General features: G+C 60.4%; 16 protein-coding genes and 3 pseudogenes. 6 read left to right on the plus strand and 13 right to left on the minus strand.

The window, feature by feature from the left end; genetic code table 11:
* Positions 1 to 140 precede the first annotated feature (140 nt).
* A complete protein-coding gene (locus tag BISU_RS11960; protein ID WP_226839142.1) occupies positions 141 to 716 on the plus strand; it encodes a Rep family protein in 576 nt (191 codons plus the stop codon).
* A gap of 2 nt (positions 717 to 718) precedes the next feature.
* On the plus strand, positions 719 to 955 hold the full coding sequence (locus tag BISU_RS03785; protein ID WP_051246054.1) for a hypothetical protein: 237 nt from the start codon (positions 719 to 721) through the stop codon (positions 953 to 955).
* Positions 956 to 1,015: 60 nt separating this feature from the next.
* Here BISU_RS03785 and BISU_RS03790 read toward each other — a convergent pair whose 3' ends face one another.
* The 3 genes and pseudogenes from BISU_RS03790 to BISU_RS03805 form a co-directional block, all read right to left on the minus strand.
* The gene (locus BISU_RS03790; RefSeq protein WP_024463329.1) at positions 1,016 to 1,831 is read right to left on the minus strand and encodes an HNH endonuclease; all 816 of its coding nucleotides are present in this window, start codon (positions 1,829 to 1,831) and stop codon (positions 1,016 to 1,018) included.
* A pseudogene (locus BISU_RS03795) lies at positions 1,828 to 3,090 on the minus strand (IS3 family transposase). The gene BISU_RS03790 and the pseudogene BISU_RS03795 overlap by 4 nt, the downstream one beginning before the upstream one ends.
* Positions 3,091 to 3,104: 14 nt before the next feature.
* The gene (locus tag BISU_RS03805; protein ID WP_024463332.1) at positions 3,105 to 3,674 is read right to left on the minus strand and encodes a phosphotriesterase family protein; all 570 of its coding nucleotides are present in this window, start codon (positions 3,672 to 3,674) and stop codon (positions 3,105 to 3,107) included.
* Between the two features lie 211 nt (positions 3,675 to 3,885).
* On the opposite strand from BISU_RS03805, the gene BISU_RS03810 reads away from it, so the two are divergent.
* On the plus strand, positions 3,886 to 4,854 hold the full coding sequence (locus BISU_RS03810) for a sugar-binding transcriptional regulator (protein WP_024463333.1): 969 nt from the start codon (positions 3,886 to 3,888) through the stop codon (positions 4,852 to 4,854).
* Between the two features lie 14 nt (positions 4,855 to 4,868).
* On the opposite strand, the gene BISU_RS03815 is transcribed toward BISU_RS03810, so the two are convergent.
* The 3 genes from BISU_RS03815 to BISU_RS03825 all read right to left on the minus strand — a co-directional run bounded on the left by BISU_RS03815 (position 4,869) and on the right by BISU_RS03825 (position 8,144).
* Positions 4,869 to 7,199 (minus strand): RelA/SpoT family protein, encoded by a 2,331-nt coding sequence (locus BISU_RS03815; protein ID WP_024463334.1) that lies wholly within the window; start codon positions 7,197 to 7,199, stop codon positions 4,869 to 4,871.
* 175 nt (positions 7,200 to 7,374) lie between these two features.
* Positions 7,375 to 7,851: a dUTP diphosphatase gene (gene dut / locus BISU_RS03820; RefSeq protein WP_024463335.1), complete on the minus strand. Its 477-nt coding sequence runs from the start codon at positions 7,849 to 7,851 to the stop codon at positions 7,375 to 7,377.
* The gene (locus BISU_RS03825; RefSeq protein ID WP_024463336.1) at positions 7,851 to 8,144 is read right to left on the minus strand and encodes a DUF4193 domain-containing protein; all 294 of its coding nucleotides are present in this window, start codon (positions 8,142 to 8,144) and stop codon (positions 7,851 to 7,853) included. The genes dut and BISU_RS03825 overlap by 1 nt, the downstream gene beginning before the upstream one ends.
* 162 nt (positions 8,145 to 8,306) lie before the next feature.
* On the opposite strand from BISU_RS03825, the gene sepH reads away from it, so the two are divergent.
* A complete protein-coding gene (gene sepH, locus BISU_RS03830; RefSeq protein ID WP_024463337.1) occupies positions 8,307 to 9,545 on the plus strand; it encodes a septation protein SepH in 1,239 nt (412 codons plus the stop codon).
* A gap of 250 nt (positions 9,546 to 9,795) precedes the next feature.
* Here the strand turns inward: sepH and BISU_RS03835 are convergent, their stop codons facing one another.
* Positions 9,796 to 11,157, minus strand: coding sequence for an alkaline phosphatase family protein (locus tag BISU_RS03835; RefSeq protein WP_024463338.1), 1,362 nt, complete (start codon positions 11,155 to 11,157; stop codon positions 9,796 to 9,798).
* A 588-nt stretch (positions 11,158 to 11,745) separates the two neighbouring features.
* Here BISU_RS03835 and BISU_RS03840 point away from each other — a divergent pair.
* Positions 11,746 to 14,403, plus strand: a complete 2,658-nt coding sequence (locus tag BISU_RS03840; protein WP_024463339.1) for a DNA gyrase/topoisomerase IV subunit A — start codon at positions 11,746 to 11,748, stop codon at positions 14,401 to 14,403.
* A gap of 156 nt (positions 14,404 to 14,559) precedes the next feature.
* Complete coding sequence (locus tag BISU_RS03845; RefSeq protein ID WP_152599149.1) at positions 14,560 to 14,796, plus strand: hypothetical protein; 237 nt, start codon at positions 14,560 to 14,562, stop codon at positions 14,794 to 14,796.
* A 54-nt stretch (positions 14,797 to 14,850) separates the two neighbouring features.
* Here BISU_RS03845 and BISU_RS11515 read toward each other — a convergent pair whose 3' ends face one another.
* From BISU_RS11515 to BISU_RS03865, 6 genes and pseudogenes are all read right to left on the minus strand, one after another.
* Complete coding sequence (locus BISU_RS11515) at positions 14,851 to 15,474, minus strand: HipA N-terminal domain-containing protein (protein WP_024463341.1); 624 nt, start codon at positions 15,472 to 15,474, stop codon at positions 14,851 to 14,853.
* Positions 15,467 to 15,802: a helix-turn-helix domain-containing protein gene (locus tag BISU_RS03855; RefSeq protein ID WP_152599147.1), complete on the minus strand. Its 336-nt coding sequence runs from the start codon at positions 15,800 to 15,802 to the stop codon at positions 15,467 to 15,469. The genes BISU_RS11515 and BISU_RS03855 overlap by 8 nt, the downstream gene beginning before the upstream one ends.
* Positions 15,803 to 15,943: 141 nt before the next feature.
* Positions 15,944 to 17,482 carry an Lhr family helicase gene (locus tag BISU_RS13645; RefSeq protein ID WP_428829336.1) on the minus strand — a complete coding sequence of 513 codons (1,539 nt, stop codon included), beginning with the start codon at positions 17,480 to 17,482 and terminating at the stop codon, positions 15,944 to 15,946.
* A gap of 21 nt (positions 17,483 to 17,503) precedes the next feature.
* Positions 17,504 to 17,830: pseudogene (locus BISU_RS13650) on the minus strand (Lhr family ATP-dependent helicase); the annotation flags it as partial.
* 108 nt (positions 17,831 to 17,938) lie between these two features.
* Positions 17,939 to 21,457 (minus strand): annotated as a pseudogene (locus BISU_RS03860) (DEAD/DEAH box helicase); the annotation flags it as partial.
* 76 nt (positions 21,458 to 21,533) lie between these two features.
* Entirely contained in the window at positions 21,534 to 22,787 is a 1,254-nt protein-coding gene (locus BISU_RS03865; protein ID WP_024463344.1) for an MFS transporter, read from the minus strand.
* Positions 22,788 to 22,912: the final 125 nt, after the last annotated feature.

Here is a 22,912-nt window from a genome sequence, read left to right on the forward strand (position 1 = left end):
GGTCCAAGAATCTCCGTTTAGCAATGTCACGCTGCCACTGTTTACCATCCCGGTGCTGACTGCCCTGGTATTCAAGAACAGAGCGTTTATCCGGATAAACGATGACACCCCCTGTGAGATGTGAGATGGGGGAATCCGCTATGGGTACTAAAAACTACGGAAAGGGACGATACTGGGCCGGATTGATTTATCAGGACAGCTGCCCCATGGACTGGGAGGAGCGTATGCGATTCAGCGGTTTGCAGATACTCGTCTCTCCATTGCACGACAGCGACATAGCCGATCCGAAAACAGGCGAATTGAAGAAACCTCATCGTCACGTCATAGCGATGTGGAGCAACACGACCACAAAGGCGAATGCCGAGAAATTCTTTGCCCAATTCAATGGCCCTAAGGTCATTTTACGGCTAGAGAGCCCAAGGGGCATGGCGAGATACCTAGTGCATCTGGATGACCCTCAGAAGGCCCAGTATTCACCTCGTGACGTTATCGAGATCAATGGTGCGGACTGGCGGAAATTGGCCCTCACAAATGGTTCCAAGGATGAGGCGATGTCCATCGTGAGAGTAGTCGAGGACGAAGGGCCGGACGGATATTTCACACTACTGAAGATCTGTCAGGAAAAACACAAGGAACTACTGGATTTCGCCACCAGACAGGTCGTGTTCTGCCGCGAAGTCATTTGGAGTTACTGGCACAAGCTAAGGAGGGAATGAACATGGACACGAACACAACATCCACAACTCGTACATGCGAGCGAACCGGCGATTTCCTCTACGCCAGCGATCTAGCAGCGATGTTCAAGGTGGGACGCTCCAAGGCAAGGCTCATGATGGACGTTCTACCTTCCATGCGCATAGGCAGCAAAGACTGTATCGCTCGAGCCGACCTGAATAACTACATTAAGGAACATGGTGGCATCAAGGTCAAATGGCCGAAACGCCGAAAACACTAATTTGCCAACCATGTCAGATAATGGCCTCACGTTTTAAAGCGTGAGGCCATTTTCTTGCAATCAGTGGTTACTTTTTCTTATATTGTCCTGAGTACACAGCATCTGGCAATTCTCGGGTACAGTATGCCCGCCCTCACTCCATGGTTTGATATGGTCGGCCTGCATCTTGTCAAGCTCAAAATGCTTGCCACACAATGGGCAGATGCCCTTCTGACGTTCATAGGCCTGCCTCTTATCACGGTTTGAAAACGCACGAATGCTGAGCGCTTTTTCATCGCCGAACAGTAGATATTCATAAACCCCGGCTTTGCGTGTCACATCATCATCGGCCATCAGCTCAGAGACTTTCTCTTCCAGCTCTTTAGGTTTGAGATCTGCGGTATGTCCATTTAGCTCGTTGTACCACAGACCCCAAGGCAGCCCTTTCATCTCTTTGCGGTACTTGGTGAACAGCCCCTCGACCCAGTCGATGACAGTCCTGAAGTAGCTCCACAGTTCCTGTGCCGTCTGGTCTTCTTGATGCCTTGACATGTATTCGTCAATACTGATTCCATCACGATCGGAAATCCACGACATGGCAGTTTCCAAAATCTCCTGACGGATGCTTTCGCCTCTTACATAGCCTTCACAGCCCACATTCGAACCGTAGCGCGAGGCTGCGCAATTTGTTTTGCTGAAGTACTTTTTTGCGGATGCCGTCCACGTTCCTGCATACACGGCGTTGCGTAGTTCCTGATCGGTGAGACGTTCACCCGCTATGTTGATGGTCTTAAACCATTTGAGCTTTTCGGAATCGGTGCCATCACATACGTATACAAACAGCTCATAGTCGAGGATCCGTTCTTGCACGTCATCAGGTAGGTTGCTGAAGTTCATGGAGTTACCGTCATACTGAAGTGGACTGGGTTTTGTTCCCTGTGTTTTATTGGGTGACTGGTGTCGCCTTGGTTTGATAGTACAGGTTTTCCACTTCGGCTGGTGTCCGGTAGCCGAGGTGCTGGCGCAGGCGCTGCTCGTTCCACCAGGAGACCCATTGGAAGGTCGCCGTTTCCAAGGCCCGCACGGTCTCGAACGCGAATCGGTGGATAAGCTCGTTTTTGTACGCGCCGTTGATGGTTTCGGCCAGGGCGAAGGCGCGCGAGTCGCCCACCGTGCCGGTGGACGCGAGGATGCCATTCTCCCTAAGGCGCGTGCCGTACAGGGCGCTGATGTACTGGGTGCCGTGATCCGAGTGGCGGATCAGGCCCTGGGCGTCGCCATGCCGGGCCATCCAGGCGATCGACTGGTCCAACGCGACCAGGGGCAGTTCCCTGGTGCGTTGGCCGGCGGAGACCGCCCAGCCGACGATCCTTCGGGCGAACGCGTCGGCCACGAACGCCACGTACGCGAAACTCCCGTCCGAAAGCCGCACGTACGTGATATCGGCAACCTGCAGGAGGCCTGGGGCGTCGGCCGTGAAGCGGCGTTGCGCCAGATCCTCGCGTCCGCCCCGGCTTCTGGCCGGCCGCGTGGTCACGGGGATGCGTCCGCGGCGAACACCCCGCATGCCCAGTGAGCGCATCACGCCCAGCACCTGATCACGTCCGATGCCGGTCCAACCCTGGCGCAGCAGCCGGGCGTACATCTTGCGGTAGCCGTACACGGCCATGAACCGGTGCGCGTGAATCAGCGCGAGGTCACGGCTTAGCGCCTCGTGACGGGCCCGCATCCGCGAGACGGCACGCGCCTTGGTCCGCCAGCAGGCCCTCGGGATGATGAACCCGCAATCCGGCGAGGCCCTGAGCGTCCTGCAGATCGGCCCGACCCCGAACCGGCGGCGATGAACATCGATGCACTCGATCATCAGCGTCGTGTCGGGTCGAGCCTGTGCCTGCGGAAAAAGCCGACGCCGAACTCAAGATCTCGTTCGCGCGGCGCAGCTGCGCGACTTCTTTGCGCGACCTCTTCGACTCTTCGGATTCGCCCGGACCCGCCGTATCCGAGCGCTGCTGCCACCGGCGCAACGACTCCATGGCGACGCCAAGGCTCTTCGCCACGCCTTGCAACGCCTTCGTCTCCGACGAATAGTTTTCACGCGAGTCCGCCAGCAGCCGGACAGCCCGCTCCCTGAACTCCGCATCGTATCTTCTTGCCATAATTCCATCATTCCTTATTTGGGGAAAATCAGGAACAAAACCCCGTCCACTTCAATGGCGGCGGTCTCCATGCACTTGTGCTCGAAGGGCGTGATCGCGCCGTAGGCGGTGCCGATCTTGATGATGCCTGCCTTGTACGGCGTGCGCTCCACAATCGGGCCGGAATAGTCGTTCTTATCGATGCCCTCGCGCACATCCGCGATGACTAGTTCGGCGATGGCGTCGACCGAGTAGCGGTTGATCCAGTGCGACTGCGTCTCCAAATAGACATGCTCGCGGTGGAAGCCCGTCGCGGCGATGACCTGCAGCCCTTCGACTGTCCTCGCCACTTCGGCGAGCTTGTCGGGATTGCGGCCGCAGTTGATGGGGCACATATCGACGATGGTGCCGCCATTGGCGCTCCACTGCTTGGATGCCTGCGCGAAGTAGCCGCCTTCTTCGACGGCCTTTTCGACGGAATCAAGCTGATGGTCGCGGTCGATGTAGACCTCCCCCGCGCCGACACGGATGAGATGGTCATGCGCGTCAACGACGCCCAAGGAATCAGGGTCCACATCTCCTAGAATCGTACGTGCAAATGCCATGATGACAACTCCTTTGTTCTTCCGTTTCGTTGCCCCGTGCCCACAGCGCCCGGGGAACCTGACAGTTGAGAAGATAGGTCATCACCAACAGCAAAATCAATTCATTGATGAACAATTGTTCATTGCATATGCAATAAGTATATAGAGTATATCTTGTTATTTATATTTAAATATCGGTGATTTATCGTTATATTTGTCATAAGATGAACATATGTTCATTGATGAATCGTTCACCACCACCGAATCCCGTAATCACGTCAGCCTGGTGCTCAAAGTAGCGCGCGCCTACTATCAAGAGAACAAGACGCAGTCTCAGATCGCCAAGGACATTGGCTATTCGCACGCCACCATCTCGCGGATGCTTAAGGAGGCCCGCGAGCTGGGCATCGTGCATATCACCATCGGGCATCCTTTGGAGCATCTGCGCTCGTTGGAAGATGCACTGAAGCATAAGTTCCATCTCACCCACGTCCGGGTGGCCGAAGTACCTCGTGGAGAGACTCCCGAGCATATAGTGCCCCGATGCGCTGCGGCGCTATTCTCGGAAACCTGCGTGCCGAACTCTTTGATCACCGTGTCGAACGGCTATGCCGTGGCCGCCACCGTGCGCGAAGTGCCGACATGTGATTGGCCGAAATCGAATGTCGCCCAGATGATCGGCACGCTGAACCCAGGCAACCCGATGATCGACTCCTCCGACGTGTGCCGCATGCTGGCGCAACGGCTGGGCGGCACCTTCACCATTCTGCCAGTGCCTATGATCCTGTCATCCAGCAATATCGCCAATGCTATGCGCAAGGAACCGCAAATTGCCACCGCTTTGGCCCTTGGAGGCGGTGCTGACGTAGCCATCGTAGGTGTCGGTGCGGCCACCAAACAGCGGTTGGGTCATATCTTCGACGGCTACATGGATCAACGAACAATACAAGAGATACAAAATCAAAACGTCGTCGGCCATATCTGCGGCCATCTCATCGACGCTGACGGCAACCATATCCACACCGAGCTGTGCGACCGGACGATATCCATCGATTTCCAACGTCTCAGGCGCATGCCTTTAGTCATCGGCGTCTCCTGGGGAGCCCCGAAACTCAAGGCAATCCGTGCCTGTCTGGTGGGCAAACTCATCAACGCGCTCGTCACCGACCGTGCGACTGCCGAAGCGCTGCTGGAAGTCTGAGCATACCCCCACCGCTACATCTTGCGCAGGCGCGGTTCGGCGGAGTCCTTGGCGCCGGTGATGCGGTAGACGTCGAAGACGCCTTCAATCTTGCGCACCGAGGCCAGCAGACGGTTCAAATGCTGCGGATCGGCCATCTCGAAAGAGAACTGGCTGGTGGCGACGCGGTCCGAGCCGGTGGAGACCGAACCGGAAATGATGTTCACGCCGTGCTCGGAGAGCACGCGGGTCACGTCGGAGAGTAGGTGCGGGCGGTCGAGCGCCTCGACCTGGATCCTGACCATGAACGAACCCTTGGTGCTGGTCCACTGCACCTCGATGACGCGCTCGGGCTGGTGCTTCTCCAAGTCGAGCATGTTCTGGCAGTCGGCGCGATGCACCGAAACGCCCTGATTGCGCGTGATGAAGCCGAGGATTTCGTCGCCGGGGACCGGCGTGCAGCAGCGGGCCAGCTTGACCCACACGTCGCCGACGTCCTTGACAGCCACGCCGGAAGAACTGGTTTTGGCCTTGCCCTGCTCGATCTGGCGCAGCGGGAGCGCCTCCTGCTCGACTTCCTCGCTGATCTCGTCAGAGCCGGCGTCCTTGACCAGATGGGCGATCGCGTTCTGGGTCGAAATCTGCCCATCGCCTATCGCGGCGAATACCGCGTCGGCATTGTCGAGATTGAGATCATCCGCTATGCCGATCAGCGCGCCGGGCGTAAGCATCGACGCGACGGGAAGCCCGCGCTTGCGCATGGCCCGAGTCAGCTCGTCACGGCCTTCTTCAATGGCCTCGGAGCGTCGCTCCTTGCTGAACCACTGGCGAATCTTGTTGCGTGCCTTCGGGCTCTTCGCAAAGCTGAGCCAGTCGCGCGACGGACCGGCGGTGTCGGATTTCGAGGTGAGGATCTCGACCGTATCGCCATTCTCCAGCGTGGTGTCCAGCGGCACCAAGCGACCGTTGACGCGGGCGCCCATGGTGCGATGTCCGACCTCGGTGTGCACGGCGTAGGCGAAGTCGATAGGCGTGGCGCGTGCCGGCAGTGAGATGATCTTGCCCTTGGGCGTGAACACGTAGACCTCGGCGGAGCCCAGGTCCTCTTTCAACGATCCTAGGAATTCGTCGGAATCCGGCGTTTCGCTCGTCCAGTCGGCGAGCTGCTGAATCCACTTGAGATTGTCGGCCTCGCTCAGCTCCTGATGGTCGATGTCCTTGCGCTGGCGATCGGCCTTGTCCGGCGCGCTTAAAGGCCGGCCCGCTTGTCCGTTCTCCTTGTAGCGCCAATGCGCGGCGATGCCGAATTCGGCGCGCCGATGCATATCCCAGGTGCGAATCTGAATCTCGACCGGCTTGCCGCCCGGACCGACGACCGTGGTGTGCAGGCTCTGATACATGTTGAGCTTGGGCATCGCGATGTAGTCCTTGAATCGGCCCGGCACCGGACTCCACCGCGCGTGCACAGCCCCCAAGGCCGCATAACAGTCCTGAATCGTGTCGACGATAATGCGCACGCCCATCAGATCGTAGATGTTGGCGAAATCATGGCCGCGCACGATCATCTTCTGGTATATCGAGAAGTAGTCCTTCGGACGCCCGCTGACCGCCGCCGTAATGTGCTGCGATTCGAGATCCTCATTGATCTCGGCCAGAATCTGCTTGAGATACACGTCGCGCTGCCCGGCCCGGCGGGCTACGAGCACGACGATTTCGTTGTAGATCTTCGGATAGAGGACCTTGAAGCTCAGTTCCTCCAGCTCGGTTTTGATGGCATTCATGCCCAGCCGGTTCGCCAGCGGCGCATAGACGTCAAGCGTTTCGCGAGCCTTCTTCTGTGCGCTCGAAGGCTTGACATAGCGCCAGGTGCGGGCGTTGTGGACCCGATCGGCCAGCTTGACCACGAGCACGCGCACATCGCGGCTCATGGCTACGACCATCTTGCGAATCGTCTCAGCCTGCGCCGAATCGCCGTAGTCCATCTTCGTCAGCTTGGTGACGCCGTCGACCAGACCGGTGACCGTGTCGCCGAATTCGGCGCGGCATTCATCCAGGCTGTAGTCGGTATCCTCGACCGTATCGTGCAGCAGGCCTGCGGCCACGACGATGGGACCCATGCCCAAGTCCGCGAGAATCTGGGAAACCGCCAGCGGGTGAATGATGTACGGCTCGCCTGACTTGCGGCGCTGCGTGGAATGCTGCCTGACCGCACGTCGGTAGGCCCGTTCGAGAATCTCCATATCCCCATCGGGATGATGATATGAGCACACTCGCACGATTGGGGCGAGCGGATCGAGCGGATCACCGCTGATCTCACAACCCAGCATACGGGCCGAACCGCCGCTTTCGCTTTCCTTGCCGGACATCGATCCACCTCCCTCGCACTGTTTCCTCATCCTACCTTCGCCTCGAGCTTTTCACTATCGGCACGTCGCGGCGCGGCCCGCCGACCGTGCCAAAAGCGCGCACCAAAGACGATTGCAGCGCCAACGCTCACGTCATCCAGCAGACATCGTGACGCTGGCGCGACCGAAGCAGCCCCTACGACGATATACCGGTCGAGCCGAAGCCGCGCTGCGCCCGATCGGAGCCGGGCAGGACCGCGGCCGAAACGAACCGCGCCTCGACGTACCGCTGGATGACGAGCTGCGCGATGCGGTCGCCCGCGTGAAACACCGCGGTATGCTCCGCATCAAGGTTAATGATCGGCACCTTGATCTCCCCGCGATAGCCTGCATCAATCGTTCCCGGCGCATTGAGCACCGTGACGCCCTGCTTGGCAGCAAGCCCCGAACGCGGGTGCACCAGGCCGACGTACCCGGCGGGCAGCGCGATGGCGACGCCCGTGGGCACCAAGGCCCGTTGGAAGGGCTTGAGCGTGAAATCCTCAGTGGTTTTCAGATCCGCGCCGGCGTCCCCCGCGATCGCATAGGACAACGTCACCGGCTGCGACGAATCGATGGAACGCACCAGCACCTCGACATGCTCCGGTTCGTTGTATGCCTCGTCGTAGGCCATCAGGCAGCGCACTCCTTGCAGACCGGCTGGCCGTCCTCGTCCATATAGGCCAGCTGGCTGCGATGCCTCACCAGGAAGCACTGCGAGCAGACGAACTCGTCGCCCTGCATGGGGATGACCGTGACCGAGGCATCCTCGTTGCTCAAGTCGGCTCCGGGCAGCTCATAGTCTTCGGCGATGGCGTTTTCGTCGTCGTCGATCTCGTTGGAGGAATTCTGCGAACCTTTGCCAAGCTCCTGCAGCGATTCCTCGTCCTCGTCCTTGTTGCGAGGGGAATCATAATCCTGGGCCATCGCAATCCTTTCGTCCGTGACGTCGTATTATGCGCCATAGAATACATGACTTTTACCCCGCATAGGATACACGATTCGAAAAGCTCGTAAAATACGACACGTGGGGCACAATGGAAATAAGTAATACGATAGTCGAGAAAACAATGAGGAAAGCGGTGCGTAATGCCGGAGAAGCCACTCACGCAGGCCAGTTTCGTCACGGTGAGTCCGTCGGGCGAACTTGTCTTTTCGGCTGACGGCTCACAGTTCGCGGTCGAAGTGGACGAAACGCTGGAACGCGCGATTCTCGAGGCCAAGCAGATTAAGTCCGAATCCCTCCAGCCAGAACCGCCCGCCGTCGCCCAAAGCCTTCCGATTTCGCAGATTCAGACGCTGATCCGCGCCGGCGCCGAACCCGCGCGCGTGGCCCAGCGATACGGGCTGAGCCCTGCTTTGGTCAGGCGTTTCTCGGCATCGGTGCAGACGGAAAAGCAGTACGCCATCGATCAGTTCCTCACCGTTCCGGCACCGAAGGAAAGCCATGTGCACACCATGGCCGAGCTCATCGAACGCACGCTGGCCACGGCACGCATCGGCATGGAGTCGCTGTCGTGGAAGGCGACACGCCGAGGACTCGAACCGTGGCGGATTTGCGCCGAATTCGATTCGGCGGGTCGCCATCTGCGCGCCGAATGGACTTGGAACATGCACGACAACGCGGTCACCTGTCTTAATCCGACTGCGAAACGACTGCTTGGGGGTCTCAATCCCCATGATCGCGACGCGGACGACACGGCTTCGGACACGGACGGCGAACTTGACGATGCGTTCTCCATCGTGCTGGGGATACCGGGCGATTCGATTCGCTCGGCGCGCATCGAACGAGCGGTATCCGCATGGGGGGCGGGCGAATCCGAGTCGCAGCCGCAGCACAGGTCGCGGGATTTGTTGCGAGGTGACGCACATTCGGCAAAGCCTGCCTCGAGTGGCGCTGGGAGTGAATCGGCACTCGCGGGGCATTCGGCTGCCGACGAACGCGGAGCGCAGGGCCTGCCAGGAACAATCGTTCCCGGGCAGCAGGCTAACGCTGGTCACAGCGCTGGCGTGAACGCGCCGGCATCGGCCGACGCTCTGGCGCTGAACCTCCTGCCAATGGATGTCAGCCCGCGCGACGCTGCATCAGCTGATTCCACTGCCTCGGATGCGGGAGCCGACGCCGGCGCAGCCAAGTCGCACGCTGAAGCCTCTGCCGCTTCCGCCACTTCCGCCGAGAAACGTGGCGTCGCCTCCGGCAACAGCACAGCTGATGCTGATATGCAATCAGGACGCAAGACGTCGAAGACCGATGCGACGAAGCCGTCAAAGCGCAAATCCCGGCGCTCGGCTGTGCCCAGCTGGGATGAGATTCTTTTCGGCGACTGAAATCAGCTTGGCTGCCGCTCAGTTGCCATCGTTTCGTCGCCTTTTGCACGCTAACTCGTGGCTGACGTACGAAACGGAACGCAATAGGGCCTTCATACGCAACATTTCATACTGCAGCATCGTCGTAGCATGCAAAACGCAACGCATGGGCGCGACTTTGGCTATCCGCGTGACTGCCGCAAGCCGTCATCGGGTGCCGCACAATGACTGAACCGGCATGCGCCCGAAACCGCGCCCACGCGAATGTCGGTCAGATGACGTCTATCAGACAGGGCACATCCATCTCCATCATGGTCTGCGAGCCGTGCACGCTGGGCAGGCGCGTCGCTTTGTCGCTCTGGCTGCGCGAGTCCACGAGGGTCACATTGCCCGAGGTCTGCGCCAGCACGTCGCCGATCATCGGTTCGACACGCGGATCGACCGGCCCGAACAGGCCCTCGGCGATCGCCTGATCGCGAGTGCGCACCAAGGCACGGGAGCCAAGACAGTCTTTCCAGCGCTCAGCAATCTCATCTGCCGGGCAGCTCCGCTCGGCGTATATCATCACGGCGCGCGGCTCCCCGCCAACCAGAGCCACGCCCTCCCTAAGCTGAGGCGTCAGCGCGATGTCGATGCGCTCCTCAGGCAGCGCGGAAACCATACCGTGGTCGGCCACGATCACGATAAGCGTGCCGCGCGGGGCGTTGCGATGCAGCAGACCCAACTGCGCGTCGACGCTTTCCAAGGCTGCTATCCATTCCGGCGAATTCCAGCCGAAATTATGCCCCACTTTGTCAGTGTCGCGAAGATACAGATACGTCAGCCCCGGATCTCGAGCGGCTCGACAAGCCGCCTTGACTCTGTCTCCCGGATGCGCGTTGCCGACATACCGCGCCCCGCGCAACGCCGCCTGCGTCAATGGCGAGTCGGCGAATTTGGGCAATCCTGAACTCGTGACCGGCACATCCTGCCTGGCCAAGCGCTCGAAAACCGTGGGCTGGCGCTGCAGATCACGCGGCTCGATCGCCTGTTTGAACTGGATGAGCTGCGAGAGCTCCCCCGTCTGCGGATTGCGCTGGGTATAGCCCGCCATGCCCGTGAGCCCCGGACAAGTGCCGGTGCCGAACGTTGCCATTGCGGCCACCGTAGTGCTCGGCGAGCAGGTCGAGATAGGCCGCTGATTCGCCGAATCGCGCAGCAGCGAGCGCAGATAGGGCACATGCCCGATGCGCAGATTGAGATTCCAAAAGCCCAAGCCGTCTACAAGCACGACGATGGCCGAGCGAGCGTCGGGGAATCCGAGCGCAGTCTGCAATGCGGCGGGATCCTTGTGCACGGCGGTGGTTATGGGGTGGCCTATCGCGCTGGACAGCGCCGGAAGCACAGATGACAGATGCCTCGCGCCGCCCCGCTGCACGGTGATGTTCGGTGTGGCATGGGTACGCGCTGCGTCATAGGCCCCGGCATCGCTCCGCGTATCGTCATCGATAGCGACGCCACAGGTCTCGATGTTACTGTCCGACACACTGGCCGCCGAGCCTGTCGCACTATTCGCAACGCCATCGAAGTCCCCGTACTGCGCCGTCGGCACAAATTCCAGCAACGTCTTACGATCCGGCACCTCAACACTCATACGCACCATTCAAGCACCGCAGCGCGAAAAGAGCTTGGAATCGAGCGGAATCGCACTATCCCGTTCATGTCTTTGTCTGTTTTCGCGCTGGCATAATGAGGCATATCAGGTTGCGGCAGAGAAGGCCGTTGTCGTACTGGTTCGTCAGTTGTCTGGGTTCGTCATTCGTTCGAACTCACTGCTGTCCCGCCATGTTCGCGCTCTGCGAATGCAGATGGCGACCTAGCTGTGCATTTATTAAGCACATTGCGCGGGAACGCAGCATTGGAGGCGGCGTGACGTCGCGGTGCCATCTCCCAAGAATGGCGGTATTCCGCCGAAATGCAATTCGCTGGATTCACGCTCTACTTGACGAAGTGCCTAATAGACGAAAAATCGACCTAATAAACGATGCGCCAGCCTACGTATGTCCGTGTTTCGCTTGTGCATGTCCGTGGGCGCCTTTCAAACGGTGTCAGATGCTGTATCCGACCAAAATACCGTTGCTCCACCCCGCCCAAGAACATCGGAAACGCTGTTGGCCGACCGTTTGGGATATCATGGGGCGGTTCACACTCAATCGCACTCAACAGGCAAGGGAGTTCCGGCATGGCACGTGCTCGCAAATCGGCTCAGGCGGCTTTCGACCCGCGCACGGTCAAGGAGCATATCGTCGAGACGCCGCTGAACGAGGAGATGAGCAAGTCCTACCTCGAATACGCCTATTCGGTGATCTATGCGCGCGCGCTGCCGGATGCCCGCGACGGGCTGAAGCCGGTGCAGCGGCGCATTATCTACCAGATGGGCCAGATGAATCTCACACCCGACCGCGCCTACATGAAGTCGGCGCGCGTCGTTGGCGAGGTGATGGGCAAGCTGCATCCGCACGGCGATTCGGCCATTTACGAGGCTATGGTGCGCCTGGCGCAGCCTTTCGCGATGCGATTGCCGCTGGTCGACGGCCACGGCAACTTCGGCTCGCTTGACGACGGGCCTGCGGCCTCCCGCTACACCGAGGCGCGGTTGGCTCCCGCAGCGCTGGGAATGAACGCCAGCATCGACGAGGATACCGTCGATTTCGCGCCGAACTACGACAACAAATTGCGCGAGCCAAGCGTGCTGCCCAGCGCGATTCCGAATCTGCTGGTCAACGGGGCTTCGGGCATCGCAGTGGGCATGGCGACGAATATGGCCACGCACAACCTCGGCGAAGTGGTGGCCGCAGCCAAGCATCTCATGCATCATCCCGACGCCACGCTTGAGGATCTTATGCGCTTCGTGCCCGGGCCCGACTGGCCCGGCGGCGGCATCGTCATCGGCCGCGACGGCATCCGCGAGGCCTATGCGACCGGCCGCGGCACGTTGACGACCCGCGCGGCCACACACTTGGAAAACGTGACGGCCCGCAAACGGGCGATTGTCGTCACGGAGCTGCCCTTCATGGTCGGCCCGGAGCGGGTGCTCGAACGCATCTCCGAAAGCGTGAAGAGCCACAAGCTCGAAGGCATCTCCGGCGCGATCGACCTGACCGACCGGCACAACGGCACCCGGCTCGTCATCGAGATCAAAACCGGCTTCGATCCCAACGCGGTGCTCGCGCAGCTGTTCAAGTTCACCCCGCTGCAGGATAATTTCTCGATCAACAACGTCGCGCTGGTCGACGGACGCCCACATACGATGGGCCTGAAAGAGATGCTTGAGGTGTGGGTCGGGCACCGACGTGCCGTCATCCGCCGCCGCAGCGAATACCGCCGCAGGAAGGCGCAGGAGCGTCTGCACTTGGTCGAAGGCCTGCTGCTGGCCATGATCGACATCGACGAGGTCATTCAGGTCATCCGCACTTCCGAGGACGCCGAGAGTGCCAAGACGCGGCTGATGGCCGTGTTCGACCTTGACGAGATTCAGGCCCAGTACATCCTCGATCTGCGGCTGCGCAGACTGACGCGCATGAGCCGCATCGAGCTAGAATCCGAGCGCGATGACTTGAAGCGCAGCATTGAGGAGCTGGAACGCATTCTGGCGTCGAGTGAGGCGCTCGATCGGGTCATCACCGACGAAATGGACGAGGCTGTGGCGTCCTGGGGCGCGCCGCGCCGCACGGTGCTGCTTGATGAGGGCCCTTCGGGCGAGCTGGCCCCGGTGAGCGCCGAAGGCGATGAAACGCTGTCTGCCTCGGCGCTTGCGGCTATGCACGCCGCTTCGTCGGTGTCTTCGGCCGCTGCCGGAGTCGAAGCGGCCGCCGCCGCGCGCAAGGCCGGAAACGCCGACGAAGCGGCTTCGGCACTGCAGCTGGACGACGAGCCATGCACGGTGCTGGTGAGTGCATCGGGGCTGATCGCCCGCAGCACGCCGAGCGCCTTGGACATCTGGCAGACGCATTCCGCTTCGGACGGCCGCGCAACCGACGACCAGATCGTTACTGTCTTCCCCACCACGACGCTGGCCTCCTATGGCCTCATCACTTCGGCTGGGCGGCTGGTGCTTGCGCAGGTGGCCGATTTGCCTGCCCTGCCAGCCTCGGTCACGCTGTCGCTCAGCGGTGCGGTCAAGGCCGACGAGCTGCTGACGCAGACCGAAAGCACCGATCCGGTTGCTGGCGAGCACGTCGTTACCGCCGTGTCGCTAGGGGACGATGAGCCGCCGCTGGCTATCGGCACCGCTGCCGGCGTTGTCAAGCGCTGGAACCGGGAGTCGCCTACGACTATGGATTCGTGGAGCGTCATCGACCTCAAGGATGGCGACCGCGTGCTCTTCGCCGCGCCCGCAGCCGACGACGACCGGCTGGTATTCATCTCCTCGGATTCCTCGCTGCTGACGTTCGCCAGCTCGGTCGTGCGTCCGCAGGGCCGTTCGGCGGGCGGCATGGCCGGCATCAAGCTCGCCGAAGGCTGCCGGGCGCAGGCGTTCAACGTGGTGCAGGCCGGCAAGGTCGCCTGGACCTACGAGGAGGGCGAAAACGGCCTGTTCTCCGCCTCCGGGGCTGTGGTGCTCACCGTGGCAGGCGATGCCGATGCGCTGGAAGGCACGGAGAACGGCGCCGCAAAGGTCACCCCGCTCGAGATGTATCCGATGAAGGGCCGTGGCACCGGCGGCGTGCGCTCCCAGCGCTTCCTCAAAGGCCAGAACACCCTGATCGCCGCATGGGTCGGCTCCTATCCGCTGCGCGCCAGCACGGCTTCCGGATCGCCCATCGACCTGCCGAAGCCCGATATGCGCCGCGATGCGTCCGGCGTGGAGCTCGATGCGCCGATCGGATTTGTGGCGTGAGGTTGCGCGGGTTACGCGGGTTTTAGGGCTTTGCGGGTACGCGCCTGCTGTTTATGAGCAGGGAAGGGACTTGCTCTTCCGCTGTAGGAGAATTGCGCCTCATTGCATGCTTGAGCTATCGAATGCGAAGGATGCGAAGGAGGTGTTGCTATGACTGTGTTGACTTTCGATGACGTGAAGTATGCGAAGGCTGAGGCTGAGGCTGAGGCGCGGCGTCGCGGTGTTGATTTGCGTGCGAAGCTGAACCATGAGGTTGATGCTTACGCCTATGACGCTGATGTGCGCGAAAGCGATTTAGCAGATGGCGATGAGATTGTGGGCGTGTGGCGTACGCCTGACGATGTGCATAGCTATTTCGCTGAGAAACTCCGAAAGACCGGGCGAGATGTTTGATGTCCGGTATTCTACTGATTTCGATGGCGATGTCGATAGGCTGATAGTCAGGCATCAGACCATCTGACTAGTCTTCTCCCATGTCCTGCGGAGTCTGTCTGCAATCGGCGAATCCAATCCTGCGATTGCCTCGTCCATGCCATCATGCACTTTTTCCCGCATATTCCGCGCGATGCAAACAACACGAGATGGGTCAAGCGCATTCTGCTGAGCCAGCTGCTCCCAGTGCTGCGACATGACATTCTCCGCAAAGAACTCACCCGCCACTGGCATGGCCCACCAAGCGGAACCGAGGCGACTGAGATCACGTATCCTGTTCACGATGTCGCCGTCAGTCATCGGGGACAGAACAGGAGTTGCCGGAAAAGGACTGACATCTCGAAGCGAGAAAGCCAGTCCGCCAGTCGCGTCCACACCATCAAGAAGATCGAAGGTCGAAGTCGATTTCGCCCCTAAGCTGCTCGCCATGACATCGCGGGTACTTAAGTCATCAGGCAGCAGATTCTCAAGAAACGCCTGTGGGGCTTTCTTCTCCCATTCCCCGGAGAGTGGGAGACTGAGACTGATCGGCGCTTTCGCATTCCCGTCGTATTCAAACCCGATGTCTCCGTTTTTGTCGTTATGGAAAACGCCGACGGGCACTCCATTTTCCCAGACGTGAAGTTCTTCCTCAGTCATGCTCCTGCGTCCTCATAGCCGCCTTCGCCAGAGCTGGTGGAAGCACCATTGGCTTGATCTGCAGCGTCGTCAGCACGGCGATGGCATCATGAATGCTTCCCTCCCCGGACTCTTCCAGCAGTTGCGCGGCGCGCAAAGAAACCAAGGATTCCCTCGCCAGATCTTCCTGAGACAATCCTTGTTCTTTTCTTCGATGCGATATGACATCACGGAGCTGTTCGAGGGAGACGATGGATACAGGGCGAGGCTCCACGTATTCGATTGTCGCGCCCGGACTCAGCATTGGATTGGGCAGCCTGTCGTACTTCGTGTAATCGAGCCTTTTCACAGTTCTCTCCCCTTCGCATTCGTTGACTTCCCACTGTATCGTATGCATCCGCATTGCGCCGGCCGCGTTGTCAAAAGACGCTATGTCACTGCAGCATTGACATCAAACGGAAAACTCCGTACAGAAGTTTCCCATTCCAACTCATCGGTACAAGGTCATGCCTTGTGGGGCGGGGACGAATCCGATGGCTCGCAGCAGGCGGGCGTAATGATTTGTGGAGGTTAACGGCTCGCCGTTGACATCAGCAATGACGATGCTGCCGCGGTGGCTGCGTTGCAGCGCTGGGATGAGTTGATGCAGTGCGGCGATGAGGATGGCGTCGTTGGGTTCTTGGATGCTGTGCTCTTGGTCGTTTTTCTTGTGTTCTTGAATACTGGGTATTCGTTCACCGCATTTTTGCCCGTCGTAGTTTTGGTCATCGCGTTTTCGATCATCGCATTCTTGACTGAGCTCTTGCCCGATTTTCCGGTCATCGTTTTGGCCATTTCGCGCAAAGACCAGGAGGTGACGCTGGGACATGTAGAGCACGGCCTCGCCTTGCACCATGACGACGATGCTGCCTTCGCGGCGTGACGGCTTGCGTCCACTTTCCGACAGGGTTTGCGGCCACGGGACAGCTCCTCCGGCGAGATTCGCCGGGTCGAGCGCGTCTAGGGCCACGGCTTGCAGCGCGGATTTGCTGTGCTGGTTTTCGAAGGGTTGCGGTGGCTGGGGCTGTCTCGGCCCGGACTGGAATTGCGTTGATTCAGCATGGTGTTGCACTGCTTGCGACTCATTGTCTCGCTGCGTGTCAAGCTCGCTCTGCTGAGCGCGCAGAGCGTCCACGGTCTGGCGTTCGGCGAATTGGACGCCGGACAGACCAGTGACGAACATGCCGCGCACGAGTTTGCCTGCTTCCTCCATCGCTTTGAGTACTGGATAGATGCCGGCGAAACCGCCCGGGAGCGATTCCCGGTCGATTACCGGCTGCGCGATGACCCCGTATCGTTCCAGCAGCGCCTCCACGCGGGCTACGGCTATGCGTTCGGAGCTTTCATGATTCTGGTGCCCACGAGTTTCACTGCCATAACTTTGATTTTCGAAGTCCTGCGGCACCAGCGACCATAGGCCGCTCAGCGCGGGCGGCACAGTGACGCGCACTCGTGCCCGGGAATTCCAGCCACGGCGACGAGGAACTGCACGTCGAGCGGAACGAGGAGCGCTCAGCGCCCGGACAGGAGCGAATGAGCTGTTCGTCACTGCACCGGACCATACCAGATTCCATAGTGCCTCTTGGAACTCGATTTCCGTCCAGGGAACTGAAAGTTCTCCGGTTGACTCGTTCACCGTCAACGATGTGGCATTGCTATTGGCCATCGTTTGTTCGGCGGTTTCGGTACACAACGCGGTCAATCGATGAACCGGATAGGCACCGCCTGATTCCAGCACCTGCATGATCGCGTCATCGGGCGTGACGCGTGATGCAGATGGATTTGTTGAGTTGTCGGTGCCGGGCGTGATGCGCGGTGCAGTTAAGCTCGCAGCTTCGATTCTGTCATCCTTCTGCACAATATCATCGCTGTGGGTTGATGCAGTCGCACTGTGTAATGCCGCGTGTGGTGTTGCGTGTAGTGCCGCGTCTGATGCTGTGGCGCGGAGAGCTGTGGCATGATTCGTTAGGTTTTTGCTGGAAGACTTCATCGCAGTATCGCGGCCGGGGGCAACTGCTGCGAGCAGCGGCGAATCGGCGAGATACCAGGTGATTTGACCGGCTTCGCCGTGCGCGGGACTGCCCGAGCCAACCCAGACGATGTCGCCGCTGGAAAGCAATTCATCAAGCATGGACGGCTGATAATCGCGTATGCGTGCCGGGAATATCGCGGATTCCCACAGCGACGCTGGTAGCGATAATCCTTCCAATTGCTCGAGGACACGCAGAAGGCCGTCAGCGCCTTCGAAAACAGGGGCCGTGGAAGCAGTGCCCGTGGAAGCTCCTCCATTCCCTGCGTCATGTACGATCCCAGTTCTGGCTGCGTCCGATTCTTCACCGTTGGAGCCGACGCCGCTGGCCTCGCTGCCGATGCGGCAGTCATTGCTACGCCCGGCAACAATGCTATCGGCACGGCCAGTTTCAGCAACGCTTTCGCCCGCAGCAGCGCCCACGCTCATTATTCCCTGCCTGCGGATCAGATACGACTGATACGCCGCGCTGCTGACGGGTTTGATGGCGGCTCGCGCTTTGGCGAGCGAACGGTTGCGGATGCGCCGGAACACGTCGCGATGCAGATACTGTGCAGCTCCAGCGACGATGGCCCCCTCCCCCGTGAAATGTCCGCTCAGCAGGTCACCTCTGGCAACCAAGGCATCCAGTTCGCGCACCACGCTGACGGCGTCAAATCCCAGCACCGCAATAGCCTCATCGGCAGTGAACGGGCCGTGCGTTTTGGCGTAGCGTGTAACCCGCCCGGTTACGTCGTCGCTTGCCAGCTCGTTCCAGAAATGGGTCTGCGCCAGTTCCTCTTCGACGTCGTAGGTAGTCTGCTCGTCAAGCACCTCCGCAATGCGATTGCCGCCGATCAGGCGTTCCAGCACTTCCGGGTCCATCGACAGCAGCGAGGCGGCACGCTCGGCCTGCGGCACGTCGTACTGGTACATGACCGAACCGACGAAGCCGAACAGCAGGTTGCCTGCCAGCGACGAGGGCGTTTCGGTGCGCACATCATGCAGCAGCATATCGCCGCTGTCCAGCGCGGTCATGATGCGGCGCAGCGCTGGCAGGTCGTAGACGTCTTGCAGGCATTCGCGCGCGGTTTCCAAAATCAGCGGAAAGTTGCGCTGCGTTCTGGCGGCTTGCAAAAGCTGGGCGGAGCGCAGGCGCTGCTGCCAGAGCGGCACGCGCTTGCCCGGCTTGGTGCGCGGCAGATACAGCGACCGCGCCGCGCACTCGCGGAATCGCGCAGAGAAGAGCACCGATTCGCCGACCTGATTCTCGACGTCACGCTGCAGCTCGTCCGGGTCGAACAGGAATATCTGGCCTGCGGGGATGTCGGCGCTGGTCTGAGGTATGCGCACCACGATGCCATCATCGGCGGCATAGCACTGCTTGTCGAAGCCGTACCGCGCCTTGAGCCGGTTGGCCACAACCATCGACCACGGCTCATGCACCCGCCTGCCGAAGGGCGAATGCAGAATGACGCGCCAATCGCCTTCCTCGTCTTCGCAGCGCTCGACCACGAGCTGCTGATCATTGGCGACCGTATCGGTCGCGGCAACCTGTTCGCTGAGCAATCCGGCCAGATTCGCGCAGGCATTATTGTCAAGCCCGTCGTCATGCAATCGATGTGTTATTGGCTCATTGAATCGCGCGCTTTCGCCGTCGTGCGCCGATATCAGCCCTTGCGTCATTTCACGGATGAAACGGCCTTTGGATATGCCGAAGCCGACATCGCGTCCGTTGCCTTCTCCATGCCAGAACGGCAGCCGCGCGGTACGACCAGGAGCCGGGTTGACGATGACGCGGTCGTTGGTGATCTCCTTGATCTGCCATGTGGAGGTTCCTAGGGTAATCACGTCGCCGACTCGCGATTCGTAGACCATTTCCTCGTCAAGCTCGCCCACCCGACGCGGCCCCGGCCCTGCCTGCGCTTCAGGCAGCACGACGGTGTACATGCCGCGATCAGGAATCGTCCCGCCCGAAGTGACGGCCAGACGCTGTGCTCCGGGACGCGCCGAGATGACGTTGCTCTCATGATCCCATTGCAGCGGCGGGCGGAACGCGGAGAAATCCTCGCTGTCGTAGCTGCCGGTAAGCATGTCGAGCACGGCGTCGAACATATCGCGCTCAAGCGTGGCGAACGGCGCTGCCCGGCGCACAGTCACATACCAATCGTCGGGTCTGAGGTCATTCATGGCCGCCGCAGCAACGGTCTGCTGAGCGAGGATATCCAAGGGGCTGCGAATGACGCTCAACGGCTCGATATCGCCTTTGACCATGCTTTCGATGCACGCCGCGGAGCCGATAAGCTGCTCGCGGGTCAATGGGTAGAACAGGGCGTGCGAGACGCCGCCCACGCGATGGTCGGCGCGGCCGACGCGCTGCAGCCCTGAGGACACCGAGAGCGGCGGTGCGATCTGCACCACCAGATCGACCGAACCCATATCGATGCCGAGTTCCAAGCTGCTCGTTGCAACGACGCAGCGTAGCCGACCGTGCTTGAGATCCTCCTCGATTCGTTTGCGCCGGTCTTTGGAAACCGAACCATGATGGGCCATAGCGATGGTCGTGTCGCTGCCATGCGATTCAACGAGGTTTGTCGAGGAGCCGACCACCGAATCGTAATGGGCTGCGGAACCGTAGTCATGCCGCGATGATGATTGGGTTTGGGAATCGGCTCCTTGCAGGCTCTCAGCGTAGAGGTCATTGAGCTTGGCAGTAAGCCGCTCCGCCAGCCCGCGCGAATTGACGAACACCAGTGTGGTGTGGTGCCGCAGAATCTCGTCGAGCACATCACGTTCGATGGCGGGCCATATCGACCCCGAAAAATCCTTGTCGGTGCCGCCAGGAGGCTGCCCAAACTGAGACGAACCACCGCGAGCAGACTTCTTCGCTACGCTCTCCGAGCGTTCAGCGAGGCGCTGCATGGCAGGGTTCACTCCGCTGATACCGCTGATATGCCCATGCGCCCCGGAGCCGGCCGATGTCACAGCTTTCGACGCATGGATGTCGCGCATGTCAGCCAATGGCTCCACGACGCGCAAATCCATGACCGGCCGTCCTTTCGGCTCGATGATGGCAACGTCACGGCCGCCGCCGATGAACCGCGCTGCTTCCGATGCCGGACGCACGGTGGCGGACAATCCCACGCGCTGCGCCGGAGCGGGCGTAAGCGAATCGAGTCGTTCCAAGCTCAGCGCAAGATGTGCGCCACGCTTCGAGCCGGCCAAGGCGTGCACTTCGTCAAGAATCACCGTCTCGACTGTTGACAATGTGCTGCGGGCTTTCGAAGTAAGCAGCAGGAAGAGCGATTCGGGCGTGGTGACGAGGATATCCGGCGGATGCGTGGCGATTGATCGGCGCTCTTTCGGCGTCGTATCGCCGCTGCGAATGGCTACGCGAATATCGGGCGGCGTGACCCCTTCGCTGCGACATTCCGCGGCGATTCCCACCAGCGGCGCATTGAGGTTGCGCGCCACATCGACAGCGAGCGCCTTGAGCGGCGAGATATAGAGCACACGCACACCATGTTTGGCATGGCGTTTCCCCCGCCTCGCCCGGCCAGCCGAGGCAGCATGGTTTTCAACAGTCTGCGCTGTGTCTTTGGGTTGCACGGTGCCACTAGGCTGAGCGCCATTGACAGCAATTCGTGCCACGTTTTGCGCAAGGTCTTGCACAGCGCTATTGAGCGTATCGTGCGCCGCACGCTGCACGGTCTCGTCTGCAATGTGTCGCGCGTCATCGCCTATGCCTTCATGAACGCCACCATGTGTCATCAGCCGGTCAATGGCCGACAGAAATGCCGTCAACGTCTTACCCGACCCGGTAGGCGCAATCACCAGTACATTGCCGCCCGAGCTGATCACGGGCCACGCCTGCTGCTGCACTGCAGTCGGTTCGCGGAATGCATGCTCGAACCACGCCCGGGTCGGCGTCGAGAAGAGGTTCAAGCATTCGTACATATGTTCGATTATGGCAGAGCATGGCGACTGCGTGCCGATCATGCGACACGCCTTGCGCTGTCACACGGCAGGCTCGCTATACCGCTCGACGCGCTGTACGGCGCAGCAGCTCATGCATCATGACCATGATCACCAGTATGAGCAGCAGGAAGATCGGGTACAGCGAAATCGACGTGTGGTCGGCGATCAGACCGAACAGCGGTGGCACGGCGAGCGCACCGACGTAGGCGCTGGCCATCTGCACGCCGACGATGGCCTGGGATTTGTCCGCGCCGAAATACGCAGGCGTCGAGTGGATGATGCACGGGTAGATCGGCGCGCAGCCCAGTCCGACCAGAATCAGCCCGACCAGCGCCATGATCTGCCCCGGGAAGGGCACCATGAGCAGCACAATGCCACACAGCATAATCGTCTGGCCGATGCGAATCATCGTCGGATCGTTGAATCGCATCGTCATGAAGCCGCTCAGGGCGCGGCCGATGGTGATGCCGACATAGAACAGGCTCGCCCAGCTCGCTGCGGTTTTCGCATCCAGCCCGTGGTGCAGCACCATATAGCTGCTCGCCCACAGCCCGGCAGTGGATTCGACGGCGCAGTAGCAGAAGAAGGTCACGAATACGGATTTGGCACCGGGAATGGCGACAATCTGCCGAAATCCGAGCGGTTTGACGGGTTGAGTCCGCTTGACCGACGCATGAGACCCGTCCGCACTCTCGGAAACGTCACTTTTCTCCCTCATAGCCCCAATATCAACGTCGCTGTCAGCCCCCGCAACCGCCGCCGTCCGTCCTTTCCACAAGGGCAGCGACAGCGTCAGCACTACCGTGAGCACGACCTGCAGGATGGCGATATAGCGATAGCCCCACGACCAGCCCTGGCCTCGGGTCAGCGCGAATCCCATGATATAGGGGCCGAGCGAGGCGCCGACGCCCCACATGCAGTGCAGCCAGCTCATATGCCGGCTCGCGTAGTGGATGGCCACGTAGTTGTTCAGCGCGGCATCCACGCCGCCCGCGCCCAAGCCGTAGGGAATCGCCATCAGCAGCAGCGTCCAGTAGTTCGGCGCGAGGGAGAACCCCAGCAGCGCCGCGGCGGTGGTGGCCACCGAAGTCAGCATGACCTTGCCGACGCCGAAGCGCAGCGTCATGCGGTCGGAGAGCAGCGCGGAGATGATCGTGCCCGCCGAAATCACCATCGAAATGCCGCCCGCCCACGACAACGGCGCGCCAAGATCATGGCTCATCGTAGGCCATGCCGAACCCAGCAGCGAATCAGGCAATCCCAAGCTGATGAAGGCGATGTAAATCACGGCAAGCAGCAGATTGGCCACGTGAGCTCCTTTGCGAATAAGGTTTTTGACGGACCCGGCGGCTGGTCGGTCCGCCAAGTTGCAAGCACGCCAGAGAGAGAGTGCGTTCCGCTATCCCCACTCGTGGTGTACGAACGTTCCTATAA

Origin of the sequence: Bifidobacterium subtile (genome assembly GCF_000741775.1) — a bacterium.
Taxonomy (GTDB): domain Bacteria; phylum Actinomycetota; class Actinomycetes; order Actinomycetales; family Bifidobacteriaceae; genus Bifidobacterium; species Bifidobacterium subtile.